At 44.3% G+C, this 15486-nt stretch carries 14 protein-coding genes and 1 pseudogene; 4 read left to right on the plus strand and 11 right to left on the minus strand.

Annotated features, from left to right (window positions below; all coding sequences use genetic code 11):
- The 4 genes and pseudogenes from J7J62_01525 to hypD all read right to left on the minus strand — a co-directional run.
- On the minus strand, positions 1–222 hold a 222-nt coding region (locus J7J62_01525), incomplete at its 3' end, for a hypothetical protein (GenBank protein MCD6123839.1).
- 11 nt (positions 223–233) lie between these two features.
- Positions 234–683 (minus strand): prepilin-type N-terminal cleavage/methylation domain-containing protein, encoded by a 450-nt coding sequence (locus J7J62_01530; protein ID MCD6123840.1) that lies wholly within the window; start codon positions 681–683, stop codon positions 234–236.
- A gap of 455 nt (positions 684–1138) precedes the next feature.
- Positions 1139–1225, minus strand: a pseudogene (locus J7J62_01535) (prepilin-type N-terminal cleavage/methylation domain-containing protein).
- Positions 1226–1385: 160 nt separating this feature from the next.
- The gene (gene hypD, locus J7J62_01540; protein MCD6123841.1) at positions 1386–2519 is read right to left on the minus strand and encodes a hydrogenase formation protein HypD; all 1134 of its coding nucleotides are present in this window, start codon (positions 2517–2519) and stop codon (positions 1386–1388) included.
- A 113-nt stretch (positions 2520–2632) separates the two neighbouring features.
- On the opposite strand from hypD, the gene zapB reads away from it, so the two are divergent.
- The 4 genes from zapB (at position 2633) to J7J62_01560 (ending at position 5685) form a co-directional block, all read left to right on the plus strand.
- Positions 2633–2893: a cell division protein ZapB gene (gene zapB / locus J7J62_01545; GenBank protein ID MCD6123842.1), complete on the plus strand. Its 261-nt coding sequence runs from the start codon at positions 2633–2635 to the stop codon at positions 2891–2893.
- Positions 2894–2922: 29 nt separating this feature from the next.
- Positions 2923–3231 (plus strand): cell division protein ZapA, encoded by a 309-nt coding sequence (locus J7J62_01550; GenBank protein ID MCD6123843.1) that lies wholly within the window; start codon positions 2923–2925, stop codon positions 3229–3231.
- Positions 3232–3302: 71 nt separating this feature from the next.
- Positions 3303–4865 (plus strand): ribonuclease Y, encoded by a 1563-nt coding sequence (rny, locus tag J7J62_01555; protein MCD6123844.1) that lies wholly within the window; start codon positions 3303–3305, stop codon positions 4863–4865.
- Between the two features lie 16 nt (positions 4866–4881).
- Positions 4882–5685 carry a TIGR00282 family metallophosphoesterase gene (locus J7J62_01560; protein ID MCD6123845.1) on the plus strand — a complete coding sequence of 268 codons (804 nt, stop codon included), beginning with the start codon at positions 4882–4884 and terminating at the stop codon, positions 5683–5685.
- Positions 5686–5703: 18 nt separating this feature from the next.
- On the opposite strand, the gene J7J62_01565 is transcribed toward J7J62_01560, so the two are convergent.
- From J7J62_01565 to thiC, 7 genes are all read right to left on the minus strand, one after another.
- A complete protein-coding gene (locus J7J62_01565; protein MCD6123846.1) occupies positions 5704–6690 on the minus strand; it encodes a 2-hydroxyacyl-CoA dehydratase in 987 nt (328 codons plus the stop codon).
- Positions 6691–6698: 8 nt separating this feature from the next.
- Positions 6699–8813, minus strand: coding sequence for a DUF1926 domain-containing protein (locus tag J7J62_01570; protein MCD6123847.1), 2115 nt, complete (start codon positions 8811–8813; stop codon positions 6699–6701).
- Positions 8814–8854: 41 nt separating this feature from the next.
- Entirely contained in the window at positions 8855–11818 is a 2964-nt protein-coding gene (locus tag J7J62_01575; GenBank protein ID MCD6123848.1) for a PD40 domain-containing protein, read from the minus strand.
- 27 nt (positions 11819–11845) lie between these two features.
- Positions 11846–12634 (minus strand): lamin tail domain-containing protein, encoded by a 789-nt coding sequence (locus J7J62_01580; GenBank protein MCD6123849.1) that lies wholly within the window; start codon positions 12632–12634, stop codon positions 11846–11848.
- 28 nt (positions 12635–12662) lie between these two features.
- Positions 12663–13127 carry a 6,7-dimethyl-8-ribityllumazine synthase gene (locus J7J62_01585; protein MCD6123850.1) on the minus strand — a complete coding sequence of 155 codons (465 nt, stop codon included), beginning with the start codon at positions 13125–13127 and terminating at the stop codon, positions 12663–12665.
- Positions 13124–14029, minus strand: a complete 906-nt coding sequence (locus J7J62_01590; protein MCD6123851.1) for a hypothetical protein — start codon at positions 14027–14029, stop codon at positions 13124–13126. Before J7J62_01590 ends, J7J62_01585 begins: the two co-directional genes overlap by 4 nt.
- A 101-nt stretch (positions 14030–14130) precedes the next feature.
- On the minus strand, positions 14131–15438 hold the full coding sequence (thiC, locus tag J7J62_01595; protein ID MCD6123852.1) for a phosphomethylpyrimidine synthase ThiC: 1308 nt from the start codon (positions 15436–15438) through the stop codon (positions 14131–14133).
- Between the last annotated feature and the right edge of the window lie 48 nt (positions 15439–15486).

The raw sequence follows: 15486 nt of genomic DNA on the forward strand, positions 1-15486 counted from the left end.
CCATAAAAGTATTGGCATTGGTCTATAATATGGAAGTTTATGAGGAGAAAAGAATCTTGGGGCATATGGAGAAGTGAAAATCCTTTCTATAGAACCATGCCTTATGAGATAATTTCTCTGGATTATATCGTGGTCGTCCCATATAAATTCATTTGTCAATGAAGGCAAATAAACTAAAATCGTAGCTATCGCAATGATTATCAATAAAAGGCTGTTTTTCATGATATCGAAAATTACATTCCACCCTCGAGCCTGCCATCCTCATAGATAATAATCGGTGATACATCATCGAGTGAGTGGTCTATCATCTCCCGTTGGGGATTGAATATACCTCCTGTGGCTTTGCCTAAAGGTACCGCCTCAGCTCTGAATCCCGCAGTGCCCCCCACGACGATGTCGTATTGAAATCTGGCTTTTCCCGATGGTCTATCTATAGGCCAGCACGACCTTACATCCTCATCAGAATCGAAAAGGTCGTAAACTGTATCGGGCCATCTCCCATTCGTTTCATAGTAAGACACTGCTATTTCCCAAATTTGCTTAAGGATGGTTTTTGCCTCGGATAACTTACTTCTTTTCGCAGCTTTTGAGAACCTCGGTATAGCAATAGCTGCCAATATACCGATTATAACGACTACTATCATTAACTCGATGAGTGTAAAAGCTTTCTTGCCTTTTGTCATATTTGTTTGCTTTTCGGTTTTGTGTCACACTTTTGCAACAAAAAGGCGGGGTCAAAGCCCCGCCTTGGGAGAACGCGCAGATTACATCTCTATTACTTCCAATTAACGGTTATATTACCGTTCTGGTCGATCGTCACACTTGTAACCTTGTTTATAAGCGCTTGGTCTGCGATTTCTCTTGAGCTTGCTGCACTCGTTCCGGTAGCGCCAACCGGAACCGCTTCTGCAGCGAATCCATCCGTTCCACCTGTAGTAACATTATACTGGAACCTTGCCTTGCCCGATGGTGTGGATATCGGAACACCGACATCCGTCCATGTCGACAGGTTGTCGAAGAGGTCAGTTACTGTGGGTGGATATTGACCGTTTTCCTCATAGTAAGTTTGAGCAGCAGTCCAGATTTGCTTGAGAACTGGTTTAGCCTCGCTTACTTTGCTCTTCAGCGATGCCTGCATGAATCGAGGAATCGCCAAAGCAGCAAGTATGCCAATGATCACCACAACGATCATTAGCTCGATTAGTGTGAAACCTTTCCTCATCATTCACCTCCTTTAGAATATAATTTTCTACCTGCGATTCTTTATGTGCAAAGGCCGTGCCAACTGTCTATCGAGCGCTTAGTTTACTTTTTTCAAGGCGGGGCGCCTTTTTGGGGGTTATGATTTTTTTATTTAATTAATACATTTTGCAAAATGCAAAAAATTATTCCCCGTACTTGAAGTATGCCGCGCAGGCACCCTCACTTGAGATCATACAGGGTCCCTGAGGATGAGAAAGAGTGCATGCAGTGCCGAAAAGCTCGCAATCGGTGGGTTTTGCAGCACCAAGTATAACTTTGTCGCACAAGCAGGCGGGGTTGTCCTGCACATCCGAAAATTCGGGTATCGTAAAACGCCTTTCTGAATCGAAGCTGGAGAATTCTTCTCTAATGCGTAGCCCTGAGTTGCTAAGCATACCCAGTCCTCGCCACGATGAATCACACGGAATGAAAACTTGCTCTATAAGCTCCAAAGCGTGTTCGTTACCGTTCTCTCTAACGACTCTCGTGTAGGCATTGGATATTCGTGGTTTTCCTGACATGATAATCCTTATGAGTTCTGCGACGCCCTCAATTATGTCGCCATCCTCAAAACCAGTTATCGTCCCGGGTTTGCCGAATTTTTCGGCAATGAATTCATAGGCTTTTCTACCTATTATAGCGCTAACATGACCCGGAAGAATGAAACCATCGATGCTAAGCTCGTCTGATGATGCTATGTATTCCAGCGGTCGCGGAATAGTTTTGAGCCCGCAGAGAACTGAAAAATTCTCTAATTTTCTCCTTTCAGCCTCCAATATAGCGCCAGCTATAGTTGGCGCAGTGGTTTCAAAACCTATGCCAAGAAAGACGACATGATTCTCTGAATTCAAGCTCGCGAACTCCAAAGCATCCATCGGTGAGTAAACTACCCTGATGTCGCAGCCTCTCGCTTTAGCTTTGAACAGCGAATCATCGCCAGCGGGAACTTTCATCATGTCTCCGAATGTTGCTACCGTGCATCCGTTTTCAGCAAGCCATATTGCTTTTGCGACAAAGTTCGCTGGTGTAACGCAGACAGGACAACCAGGTCCTGAGATAAGCTCAACTTCGCCTTTAAGAAGTGGTCTTATGCCCATTCTGGAAATCGCGACAGTGTGGGTTCCGCAAACTTCCATAAGCCTTATGGGCAGTCGTTCCTTGGGGAGCTTTTTGATGAGAGCTTTTATAGTTTTTAAATCGCCTATCATAGTTTTCTGCGCGAAAATATAAAATTTTACGATATCTATAGAAAGCAAATTTTTACACAAAAAAACCATTTCGTTTTTTGGATTGGGAAAAAAGCTTGCCAACTTTATTTTTTTCTATAAGTTATTAAAAGAACTTTAAGGGATGTTTGAAATAGATTCGGATTTTATGAAGGAGGAAAACAGTGGAAGATATTTTTGGAACTCTTGAGCGGCAAATAGAGAGGCTTCTTAATGCCGTAATAAAGCTAAAGGAGGAAAGAAAGCGTCTTTCTGACGAGAATAGTTCGCTTAGGGAGCGCGTGAGTCAGCTTGAATACGAGCTTGACTCTCTTAAGCGCGAAAACGAGATGTTAAGAAATACAGCGCAGGGCAGCGAGGAAGCGAAAAGCAGACTCGATTCGCTGCTAAGACGCATAAATGAAGTGCTCGGTGAGGAAACATAACTAAGCCTTATTAGCGACGGGAAACAACGATGGCGGAATCAGGAAAAATAGTTGTGCCGATAAGGGTCCTTAATTATGATATCAGGGTGTTGACTGAGGAATCCCCTGAGTATGTGAAGAAAGTGTCCGAATATGTAGACTCGAAAATAAACGAGGTAGTATCGGGTGCCGATACAGCTTCAATAATAAAGTCGGTGATTTTAGCTGCATTAAATATCGCCGATGAATTGTTTAAAGAGCGAGAAAAGCTGAAAACCCTTGCTGAGAAAATAGAGGAACAATCAAAGCTTTTAGAGGAAAAGCTTAACGAGCTCGAAGTAAACTCACACTTTAAATGATAGATTACCTACCATAAGTTCATTCCTGATTCCGTCATAAGAGTTGTTTCCCCTCTGAGGAGGTGATTAACATGACGATAGTAGGAAATGTTGTGATAGCGATAGTATTGGCAGTTATTGGTTTTGCTATTGGTCTTTTAAGCGGTCGGATGGCTGCCAAGAGGGTTTTATCGTCCGCTGAGGAGAAAGCAAAAGCAATTTTGGATAAAGCCAAGAAGGAACTTGAGCTAAGAAAAAGTAAGCTTGAGCTGGAGTTTGAAAGGGAAAGAGCACGAAGGAAAGCCGACTTCGAAAGGATGACTCGCGCAAAAAGGAACGAGCTCGAGAAACTTGAGAAGCGAATCCATGAACAGCAACGGTCCATCGAGAGCAGAGCGGACATTCTTAGACGCAGGGAAAGAGAGATTCTTAATCGCGAAAAACAGCTTCAGGCTCGTGAAAAAGCCATAGAGCAGCGCGAAAACGAACTTAATGAGCTAATAAGGCGCGAGAACGAAAGACTTGAGAGAATCGCTGGAATGACCCAGGAAGAGGCAAAACAGATTCTCATGGAAAACCTCATATCAGAAGCGCGTGCCGAAGCGCAGAAAATGATAAAGCAAATACGGATGGAGGCTGAGCAGAAAGCGGAAAGAGAAGCGAAAGAAGTTATAATATCCGCTATACAGCGTTGCGCTGCAGAAACTACTGTGGAATCAACCGTTTCAGTGGTTTCGTTGCCATCGGACGAGATCAAAGGACGCATTATCGGGCGTGAAGGAAGAAATATAAGAGCTTTTGAGACCGCGACCGGTGTCGATGTTATAGTGGACGACACCCCCGAGGCAATAATACTGTCGGGATACGACCCTATAAGGCGCGAAATAGCAAAAATAGCAATGGAAAAGCTTATAGTGGATGGAAGAATACATCCCGCGAGGATAGAGGAGGTCGTTGCCAAGGCTGAGAAGGAAGTCGAGGGCATATTCAAAGAGGTTGGCGAGCAGGTATGTTTCGAACTGGGTGTCCACGACCTGCATCCAGAGTTGGTAAAGCTTCTTGGCAGGCTTAAGTATCGAACAAGCTACGGGCAAAATGTATTACAACATTCTAAGGAGGTGGCTTGGCTTGCTGCCTACATGGCTTCCGAACTTGACCTTGACCCCAAACTCGCAAAAAGATGCGGTCTTCTTCATGACATAGGGAAAGCGGTTGACAGAGGGCGCGAGGGAACACATACCCAACTCGGCTACGAGGTAGCCAAAAAGTACGGTGAAAATGAGGTTGTATTAAATGCTATTTTGGCTCATCACGAGGATGTCGAACCTACGACCCCGTATACTATTCTCGTCCAGGCCGCTGACGCTATATCTGGGGCGAGACCTGGTGCGCGAAGAGAAACGCTGGAGAATTACATAAGAAGGTTGCAAAAGCTTGAGGAGCTGGCTGATTCGTTCCCCGGAGTCCAGAAAGCATATGCTATTCAAGCAGGAAGGGAAATAAGGGTTATAGTGGAGCCAAGCAAGGTTGACGACCATCTTGCGGAGATATTAGCTGCTGAGATCTCCCAGAAAATAGAGCGCGAAATGGAATACCCGGGCCAGATTAAAGTGGTCGTTATACGAGAGGTTCGAGCTATAGATTACGCAAAATAATCAAAAAAGAAAGGTAATCGTGGAAAAGGTAACTGTTCTTTTTATCGGCGATATATATGCCAAGCCAGGCAGAATGGCTGTGAGAAAACTTTTGCCCGAGCTAAGGGAGAAGTTTAAGCCCGACATAGTAATAGCCAATGCCGAAAATGTTGCTGGTGGTTTCGGGATAACGGAGAATCTCGCCCTAAAGCTTTTCAGGTACGGCGTTGATGTCATAACGCTTGGCAACCACACATGGAATAAGCGCGAAGACCTTGGTGATGCTTTGGATAAATACGAATATTTACTTCGCCCGGCAAATTACCCGCCTGGTAATCAGGGACACGGTTCGACCATTTTCACATCGCCGTCAGGAGTTAAGATAGGGGTTATAAACCTTATGGGGCGTGTTTTTATGCCGACGACGGACTGCCCATTCAGGGTCGGGCTCGACCATATAGATAGGATAAAGAGCGAAACCCCGATAATTATCGTTGACTTCCATGGCGAGGCTACTTCGGAGAAAATAGCTATGGGCAGATTTCTGGATGGTATGGTTTCTGCGGTTATAGGTACTCATACCCATGTCCAGACTGCTGATGAGCAAATCTTGCGCGGCGGAACCGCTTATATAACCGATTGCGGGATGACGGGACCACACGACTCAGTTATCGGGATAAAGACTCACCTTTCGATAGAGCATCTTCTTAAGAGTATCCAAGTGCGTTTTGAACCCGCAACAGGGGGTGTAAGGCTGCAGGGAGTTGTTGTTGAGATAGATAAAAAAACCGCTAAGGCGACGAGCATAAAAAGAATTAATATACCTGTAGAGATAGAATAGTCGTTCGGTTTTTGACCTTTAAGCGGTTGATTTCACCATTTCGATAAATGCTTGAAGTCTCATTTTGGTTCTTGCGTCGGTGTTGAAACTTTCCCCGCCTTCGATGTGAATGTAAGGTATGCTTAGAGCTTTTCTGAAAATCATGTCCTCTATTTGCCTGAAGCAGAATTGCTCCGTGTAGTGGATAACACCATGCACCCCTCGAAGTTTTATTTGTTCCTTTATGTCCTTAATGCGCTCGAAAACTGCGTATGGGTATGTGTACAAACGGTATTGTTCCACTATGTCATCAGTCCTAAATGGCATGGAAAATTGCCTTTGCACCTCGTTGAATACCACCCTTGCGCCGTATTCCTCGATTATGTCGTAGATGTCGCCGAATATAGGGGGAACACCTATGTAAGCTAATCTTATCTTCTTATTTAGCGGTGGTCGTTTTTTCGCTTGCTCGATGAAGCCCATGAGTTTTCCTTCGAACTCATCTGGATTGCCCTCGAAGTCGCTCGTTGAGACGAGGTAAAGGTGATTCTCAAATCCAGTAACCTTATTCTCCTCCCAAGTTAGCCTGTCTATCTCGTGAGCAAGCCTACGAATTTCATCGAGCCGTCGTTTCCATTCCACTATGTCTTCCCAGCTTTTCACGCCTAACGCTTCTGCGAGGTGTTCCATCTCACGCCTGAGCAAATTTTTATCCCTGTCGTATGGATACGAGAATGGTATTACTCTGACTCCCCTCTCCATTAGTGTTTCGGCAAGAGCGTGTGTATTTGAACAGTCACCTTGCATTACGGCTATTACTTCCTTTATGCCCTCTTTTAGGACCACACCGTATATACCCTTAATCCACCAGCATATATTTCTTGGATAGCCGTCAAGGTCAGCTTTCTGGACCATTTCCCTGCGTGCTGGATGAGTTATGAATATGTTGTTCAGGTCAACAGGAACCGCACCCGCAGCAAATATAATCTCAACTGGTATCGTTGTTGTGAATCCCACTCGTCTCATGGTTGTCTTCAAATGCTTTCAAACTTCCATTCGAATATTATGTTTATTTTCTTCCCTCTGCTCAATACAAAGTCGTTTACATGCACGAATGCAGTTTCCTGATATAATCTCTCGAATCCGCCCTCTGACTTTGATATAGTTTTTATAGGGAACATAAAAAGCCTGTCGGACGGTGTTTTTGCCCGAATGGTGAACCTGTATAATTCATCTTTTATCTCGAATTCATTCACATTTGGTATGGTAAGATGTCTTCCTGCAGTATATTCCTTTGGCGAATTTTCAGGGAATTTCACCTTTATGCGCTCTGAGCCTGATGAATGAAGGGCAAAGTGTGTTTCCAGAGCGAATGTGACTTTTGTGGGCTCGCAATCACCTTCCATTTCGTATGCTATGCTCAGTGTGTCGTCCGCTATTTCTATTACTTTTATCATCTCGACGGGCAACCTTGAACTTTCTTTTAGTATGTTGCCATCTCTTTTCAGGATAACCATCGCGTAGTTTTTCGAATGTCTCTCGGCTACCAGCTCGAACTCACCATCTACAAAATCGCCAAGCTCGTTATATTGTAATTTCTCGAATTCCGAAGCGTTGATGTTTCTCTCGATGAAGTGTTCATGTGCGAATCGCCGTATATACCAGTCGTAGATTATTCTTTGGGTTAATCCTTTTTCCTTAGCAGACACATTGTGGTATATCGTTGGATGTTTCTTACTCGTTGGGCTTTGCTCAGCCCTGAGAAGCATATCATGATAGCTTTCCTCCCGTCTGGAGAGGGTATCCACCAAATTCAGTTTGGCAGGGTAAAAAGTTATTTCTTCTATAACTCCGCCTCTGTGGGGTGCGACCCATATTGATAGTTTATTCGTGGCCAGTCTGATTTCTTCGCGCATGTCAGCGTCGAGGTCAATTTTTATTATCGGAGATAGTTTAGCTTTTTTCCTTATTTCGTCTTCAGCTTCTATTAAATTTTTCCACACGGCTCGGCGCAGATGGGGCAAATATAGTCCACCGAATACGCCGTGCCAGTAAGCGCAATTACACTGCGATTTAAAAAGCGCTCTTCGAGCATTGCTGATTGGATGGCCTTCTTTGCTGTATTTTCGAAGCAGCGAGGATACCCATATCATTCGTTTATGCATCCAGTTCGATTCGTGGTATTTGGCGAGGAAATTTCGCCAGAATCCGCCCTTAAGGAACGGTTGCATTTCGTCGAATTTATTTTGTGCTTTTAGCTCTTCTATTAGTTTGTGGAATTCTCTGGCAAGTCTTGGCGGTAGTGTCCATTCGCTCATCTCAAAATAAGAACATGTCGGCAGATATACTCTACCTTTTGGGGGGAGATTTTTTAGAGCCTCGGATGGCGTTGTTGTTTTTATCCATGATGAATTGTTCTCCAATGCAGTCAGAAATTTTTCCATCCAGCCCTGTTTCCATACCCACTTATATGTCTTTGGCCAGAATCCGTATTTTTCTCCGTCATCGGCTGAGACGATAAGATTTTCGCCCGATTCGTCGGCGATGTTGCGCAGGTATTCAATGGTTTCCTCCACTCTTAAGAAAGGCATAGTGTATCGCAATTTTTCGTTTATGGGGAAAATGGTGATTGTGTTTCCGCGATCATCCGTGGTGAAGTAACCAAAAAGTTCTCTGCCAACGATACCCACGGACTTGAGGTGATAATCGTCTATCATAGTGTATTTAACGCCGGCTTTGGCGAGTATTGAAGGAATATTAGGTTCCCAGACTCTTTCCGCAAGCCATATTCCCGAGGGTTTTATGCCGAATTCTTTTTCGAAGAAATCGTTCGCCAAATTTATTTGTGCCAGAGCGTCTTCAGTGGGTATTACGGTGAGTATGGGTTCGTAAAAACCTCCGCCCATAAGCTCGCACTGTCCCCGTGAAACCATTAAGGCGATTTTCTCTATAAGTTCAGGTTCTTTTTCCTGGAAGTATTCCCATACTGGTCCGCTTATATGAAGCACAAATTTTATATTTGGGTGTTTGTAAAGTTTTGTGAAAAGTGGTTTATACGAGGTTTTTGTCGCATGCATTAATATGTGTTCGAAATTGCCTACAGGCTGATGAATGTGGAAAGCGAGTATGAAATTTATTTTTGCAGTCATAGCACCTCCATTATCACTTTGTTGGTGTGACGAGATAAAAGTTAATATTCGAGGCCCAGTGAAAGGTAATATCTTGGTTTTCCATATATGTGTTTCATGTCACATCTCCAGGCTATGTCATACTGAAAAGCGAACACCCAAAGCCAGAATCTCATGCCGAATCCCACGCCCATTTTGGGGTCCTTAAGTCGGCCGTCGCGGAAAAAGGCGATGCTTCTTGGCGAACCATGTGTGGCAGCGCCTAAGTCAGCAAACAATGCACCGTATAACTTGCTTATAGTTATCGGTGGGAAGCCAAGATCAAGGTATTTGACGAATGGATATCTGAATTCGAGGTTCAAAAGTATGTACTTGTTTCCCTCAAGCTCAAAATAATCGTATCCCCTCAATGGAACGACGAGTTTGTTTATGTAAATGTCCGAAAGGGAGTAGAAGTCCTTCTTTGCGAGATGATAGTTTATCCACTCCTCGGTTCCGCCGAGATAATATATTTTTGGTTTTTTGCCCCACGAATGTCCTCCAGAAAGTCTGAGCGCGAGGGAGTAGTTGTCTCCGAAATGAATGTATTTTCTATAGTCGATTTCGACAGCGGAATGTGGCAATGAGTTTCTGCCCACTTCGGGTATGTACTCAAGACTTATTCTCTTTCTCTCGCCTGCGACTGGCCCGACATATCCCCACAACGAGTTGTCCCCAACCAAAGCTGCGCCAAAAAGTAAATTTTCTGAATATATGCTCTGATATGGTGGAGTGTAATAGAACCGATCAACTGCGAAGAAGGTAGCTCCTGCTTCTACTCTGGTGTATTGTGAAAGAGGATAATAAGCGCTCGCGCTTACCCCGTAAAATCGGTCTCCGAAGACATCAGTATCTGGTTCCATGAAGTAATTTTTATAATGGAAAATCGACATATAAATGTCCGTTCGACGGGGAAGGTAACCGTAGCCAAGGTAGAAATTTGAGTTTTCCGCGCTTCCGGCAAGGTCGGTAGCTATAAGGATTTTGTGGTCGCCCAGCACATCTGAAAGCATTATTAGCCCTGAGCCAAGAAGCCCGTAATATGTGCTGTAGCCCATGTCAACCATCGCTATATCCGCGGAGAATTGTGGTGTATATTTTTTGGGACTCGAGGTATCAACTTCCTGCTCGTTAAAACGGAATTTTGATAGCTGACCGCTGAATGTTAGGTTGGTATCGGCTGAGTCGCTGCGTTCGGCAAGGCCCGCATAAGGCCCAAGCTCGAAGGCGGTTTTGAAGGTGACCAACTCTGTGTCAATAGGTGTTATTTTTTCAATCATATATATGTCCCATCCTCCGTTCCAGAATGCGGAGAATGCTATTTTTTTGCCATCCCCTGACCATGTGGGACAACTTGCTGCGCTTATAAGGTTTGTTATGGGATATATCTTATTTGAATCGAGGTCGGCAATGTATATATTGCTAACACCATTTTTGGATGACACGAAAGCGAGCTTTTTTCCAGTAGGAGAGAACGAAGGATACATGTTGTCCCTGCCGTCGGTGGTTAGCGGGAACAGCGTGTCTTTGTCGAGATTAAGTATAAATATGTTATATTTGCCATACTCTTTCGGGTATGAATCTTCGGTAGGGTCATTTGGGTTTTCGACGGGTCTATCAGAGGAAAAGGCTATAAGTGCACCATCGGCTGAGAATGTTGGAAAATTATCATCGTATATGTCATTAGTAAGCTTTCGAATGCTTAAGCCGGATGTGTCTGTTATATATATGTCTCTTTTTCCGCGGGCAAGACCAGCAAAAACAATTTTCTTCCCATCCGGTGACATAGCGGGTGAACTTATCTGGCGCACTCCGTATTTCTCGAAGGATAATGTTTTGACTCGCTTTTTGCGATTAAGGTCGTATATAGCAATCCCATCACAATAACCAAGTTTTACGGAATATATAAGATATTTACCATCTGGAGAGAAAGAAAGCCGGCTTGTCATGGGATGGAAGGATTGTGCCCGCTGTGTTCTTTCACCTTTCTCTATCCGACGAACAATGCCAGTAGGAATGTCCATTATATATATGTCAACATAATCTCTTTTATCGGATATAAAAGCTATCTGAGGTTTTTTGGGGTTCATAGCGGGTTGAACATTGAAGTAGTTGCCATATCGTTTGTGGTTCGTCAACTGTTTCGCTGCCTCAACCACTATTTCCCTGCCCTCAAGCTGCGGATAGTAGCGCTTTCTCACCCAAAGCAACCAGTCCTCATACAATTTACTGGTGGTTATCCCCAATGCTGATTTCACAACTCTGTCTTGTGTTATCTCTACATGACCCTTTGCAAAAAGCTCACCAAGCTTTCTTCTTCCCCAGCGCTGGGCGATATAATGCATGAGGGATTGCCCCTCTTTATATATAAGGTATCCGCTTAGTTGGTCGGGTGGATTGACATAATTGTTAACAACAGCATCCCTTAAAAACATATCAGCCTCCGGGTCCCAGCCTTGGCTCTCGAACTCAGAAAGACCCTCTGCCATCCATAAAGGAAGCTCAAAAAGTCTGTTTATGGAGAAAATCCCACCGGGAGCGTTACCGTAAAGGAAATCGAATACGAAAGCGTGAGTTAACTCGTGGACCAAAACATGCCTGAATTCCTCCCAGTTGCCATTGAATGGAACGACAACGCGGTTTTTCAGTATTTCGGTGAACCCACCGACAGCCTCAGGAAGAATTTGTGGTGTTATGTTCGTTTCCTGAAAATCGAAATTATTTGGGTATATAATTACTGGAATGCGATTTTGTATGTTATACGAGAAGTCGCTTGAGAGTTGGTCTAAGCCCTTTTCGAGTTCTAAGCGCGCGAATTGCATCAAGTGTTCGTAGCCGTCCGGATAATATATAATAAAGTTTGGCGTTTTTATATAGAACCATGTTGTTTTCTTGTATTGTATCTTATTTCTTCCGAATTCCTGTGCGCCCAGATTAAACACCAGAAGAAAAATAGTAAACATTGTCAACAAAAGGGCTCGGAACATATAACATCACCTCATATTATACTAAATCTATCTTATATATATTGCTTTGCTTGATTGAAAGTTTTTATCTGTTCTTACTTTTATTATATATACTCCCGGTGGAATGTCTTTCGGCATCCAGTAAATATTCCCTTTTTCGGTATTTATCCTGCGCGAAAAAATCAGTTTCCCGGAAAAATCGTAAATTTCGACCGTGGCACTTTTCTCAGTATAGGTTCTTATCTCACAGCCTGTGTTGAATGGGTTCGGATATATTGATAATTTTCTACCATCCGTGATTGTCTGTCCTTCAAACACACCTGTGCACGAGTTAACTGCGCCCGGTGTTCCACCAAGAACGCGGCTTGGAGACCAGTTGGTGGAGTCGTTGGAGTCCCTGTATGCAGATATTCGCTCAAGTGTGTAACCTCTGCCATCGGTAAGCGGAGCACCCCAGCTCGAGTGGTAAGTTAGTGAATCGATAACTGTCCCGCGATACTTTATTATAACTTGGTCGCTGTCGTTGCGAAGATAGATGTGATGGTCGGTAGCATCAACATCGGGGGTGAAAGGAAGGTGCCCCGTATCGGGAAGGTGAACGACTATAGTCAGGAAACCGCCGCCCCTTATTGTTATTGTCGGAAAATGAAATATTCCCTCGCCATCGGATATTGTCCAATTCGAATCCAAGACCACATCTGAACGAGAGAAGTTGTAAAGTTCTACCCACTCCTTATCGAATCCCGGTGAATTATACATTATCTCGTTAACTACTATGTGGTATTGCCCGAAGCAAATCGACATTAAAGTCAACAATGTTATAGCCACATATTTCATTACCATCCTCCTGAGAGGAAGTTTCTTTTTAGCCTATTTTCCTGAGAAGCGAGATCATCTCAAGTATTGATTCAGCAGCGAGCCAGCCTTTATTACCCGCTTTGGTCCCTGCTCTTTCTATAGCCTGGTCTATGGTGTCCGTGGTTAGAATTCCGTACGCCAGCGGCACGCCAGTCGATAGCGCGGTCTGAGCTATGCCTTTTGTGACTTCAGCTGCTATGTATGTGAAGTGGGGTGTATCACCGCGGATAACTGCGCCAAGGCATATTATGCCGTCGTAATCCCCCTTTTCTGCGAGCTTCTTCGCAACGAGAGGTATCTCAAACGCTCCAGGAACCCAGTAAACTTCGAGTTTGTCCGTTTTAACATTGTGACGATTAAGATAATCTATGGCACCGTCGAGAAGCTTTTGTGAGATAAATTCGTTAAAGCGGCTTACCACGATCGCAAGCTTAACATCGGCGCCGCTGAATTCCCCTTTTATCTCCTTCATTTCTCCTCCTTGAGTTTCTCGATTTTTGTCAGTTTTGCCTCAAGGGTCTGTTGCGAGAAGTACGAAATCGGGCGTTCCTCATTGGTGTTTAGGTTTTTCTGCTTGCCCTTTACATCGAATGAATTGGTCGCTTTTATGAACCGTATGTATCCACCATCAACATCGAAAACTATTTTCCCCTTCGATTCTCCTTCAACCGTGACATCGACATCTATCATATCACCACTTTGGCTTTTGGTTTGCCCTTTTTGCAGGACGCTAACATTACCTTTGGTTCTTATTAATACGCAAAGGTCTTTATCGATAACCTGAAATCCTTCAACCCTGAAATCTCTTATTATCTTCTGGGTAACTTTTATACCATTTTTCGTGAAAGTAGTCTCCTGTGTGTCAGCCCATACATATCCTTCTTTTATTGGTTCCTGTGGGAATCGCATGGAGAGTATGAAGTCCATAGGGGTTATTTCCTTTTTCTTGAATTCCTCTTCGATGTCCAGATTTTCCACATTGCTAACGGTTCCCAGTGTCCCTATAAGGGCGGTAAACTCAAGTCCTTCCAAATCTTTTACCTCTTCCGATTCCTTAAGCTGCTGGTTCTCGAAAACTGATATCGATACATCGTGAAGTTTATAGTGCATTGCTACTGACCCATTGGCGCGCTCATCCGTAACATCGACATCAGCTTTGAGACTACCTTTAACGAGCCTCGAGAAAGTTGCGCCGTCGTGCGAGGTCTCAGTATATTTCTGAATTTTCATATCGTAGTGAAGGCTTTTACCTATTGCCTTAACAGCGGTAAGTTTTACTCCACCTTTGGGAACCTTGGCTTTCTTCGCGCAGGCTGTGGAAACAAGACCCAACAGCACGGCAAGAACTGCTACACCAAACATTCTGCTTCTCATCAAATCCTCCTCGTGTGTTTACATTCTAAAATATAATAAACAAAAACAATTTGGCATTACAATTTTGTGGCTTTATCGATGTTCAGAAGTTGGGTATGTCATCACTTTTTTCTGGGGTCTTTTGGCAATGCTTCTCTTATCATCTTAAGAGCGCAGTATTCTCCGCACATTGTGCAAACATCGCTGTCGCTTGGTGGCAGTGCTGCGCGGATTTTTTTCGCACGCTCGGGGTCTATGGCGAGTTTGAACTGCGTTTCCCAATCGAGCGCGAATCTTGCCTCGCTCATCTTGCGGTCCCATTCGAGTGCCTTTGGCAGTCGACGCGCAAGGTCAGCAGCGTGAGCAGCAATTCTGGTGACTATAACGCCCTCGCGAACCGCCGAAACATCGGGGAGCGATAAGTGCTCTGTTCTTGTAACATAACAGAGGAAGTCAGCGCCGTAATAGGCTGCCAGCGCTCCCCCTATAGCTGATGTAATGTGGTCGTATCCTGGTGCTATGTCGGTAACAACTGGTCCAAGAACATAGAATGGTGCTCCATTGCAAAGCTCTTTCTGGATTTTTATGTTTACTTCTATCTGGTCGATGGGAACATGACCAGGACCCTCAACCATAGCCTGCACGCCGGCTTCGCGGGCACGGTCGACCAATTCGCTCAAAGTTATAAGTTCCTCTATTTGTGGCCTATCGGTTGCATCGACAACAGCACCCGGACGCATACCGTCGCCAAGGGAAAGCGTTATGTCGTATTCATGAGCTATCTCAAGGAGTCTGTCGAAGTGTTCGTAGAGTGGATTTTCCTTTTGGTTGAACTTGATCCACTGAAAAAGGAATGCACCACCACGACTAACAACATTCATTACTCGCCTTCCCTCGAGAATCATCTCAACCGTCTTTGCAGTTAGCCCTGCGTGAACAGTCATAAAGTCAACGCCTTGCTTTGCCTGTTCCTCTATCGTTTTAAGGATATCATCTGCAGTCATCTTTATTATGGGCACCCCATTAGTCCTGAACATAACGGTAGTCTCGTATATCGGCACTGTCCCTACTGGTATGGGGCTTTCTTTTATTATAGCTTCCCGAACAGCTTTTAGGTCGCCGCCAGTTGAAAGGTCCATAACTGTGTCCGCACCAGCGTCAACTGCTGCGTGAAGTTTTTCGAGCTCGAAATTTATGTCAGCCATATCTTCCGATGTGCCTATATTGGCGTTAACTTTAATGCTTAATCCTTCACCTATACCCACTGAGCGTATAGGTCGTGGGCGCCGGCAATTCTTCACTATGACTATGGTTCCCTTGGCAACGCCTTCGATTACTTTTTCGACATCTACACCCTCGTATTCCGCTACCTCCCTAAATTCAGGCAGCTCGTCGCCGGCTTTAGCATGTTCCATAAGGGTTTTTCTCATCTATTCTTTCCTCCTGAAAATTCAATCTACTATTTATATCAATTATTC

This window comes from bacterium (assembly GCA_021159335.1).
Taxonomy (GTDB): Bacteria; UBP14; UBA6098; order B30-G16; family B30-G16; genus JAGGRZ01.

Excerpts from the sequence above, each read along its gene's own strand:
- hypD (MCD6123841.1), bottom strand. The coding sequence starts at position 2,519 with ATGGTTTTTTTGTGTAAAAATTTGCTTTCTATAGATATCGTAAAATTT.
- J7J62_01550 (MCD6123843.1), top strand. The coding sequence starts at position 2,923 with ATGGCGGAATCAGGAAAAATAGTTGTGCCGATAAGGGTCCTTAATTAT.
- J7J62_01580 (MCD6123849.1), bottom strand. The coding sequence starts at position 12,634 with ATGAAATATGTGGCTATAACATTGTTGACTTTAATGTCGATTTGCTTC.
- J7J62_01585 (MCD6123850.1), bottom strand. The coding sequence starts at position 13,127 with ATGAAGGAGATAAAAGGGGAATTCAGCGGCGCCGATGTTAAGCTTGCG.
- thiC (MCD6123852.1), bottom strand. The coding sequence starts at position 15,438 with ATGAGAAAAACCCTTATGGAACATGCTAAAGCCGGCGACGAGCTGCCT.
- J7J62_01590 (MCD6123851.1), bottom strand. The coding sequence starts at position 14,029 with ATGAGAAGCAGAATGTTTGGTGTAGCAGTTCTTGCCGTGCTGTTGGGT.
- J7J62_01530 (MCD6123840.1), bottom strand. The coding sequence starts at position 683 with ATGACAAAAGGCAAGAAAGCTTTTACACTCATCGAGTTAATGATAGTA.
- J7J62_01570 (MCD6123847.1), bottom strand. The coding sequence starts at position 8,813 with ATGACTGCAAAAATAAATTTCATACTCGCTTTCCACATTCATCAGCCT.
- rny (MCD6123844.1), top strand. The coding sequence starts at position 3,303 with ATGACGATAGTAGGAAATGTTGTGATAGCGATAGTATTGGCAGTTATT.
- J7J62_01565 (MCD6123846.1), bottom strand. The coding sequence starts at position 6,690 with ATGAGACGAGTGGGATTCACAACAACGATACCAGTTGAGATTATATTT.
- J7J62_01575 (MCD6123848.1), bottom strand. The coding sequence starts at position 11,818 with ATGTTCCGAGCCCTTTTGTTGACAATGTTTACTATTTTTCTTCTGGTG.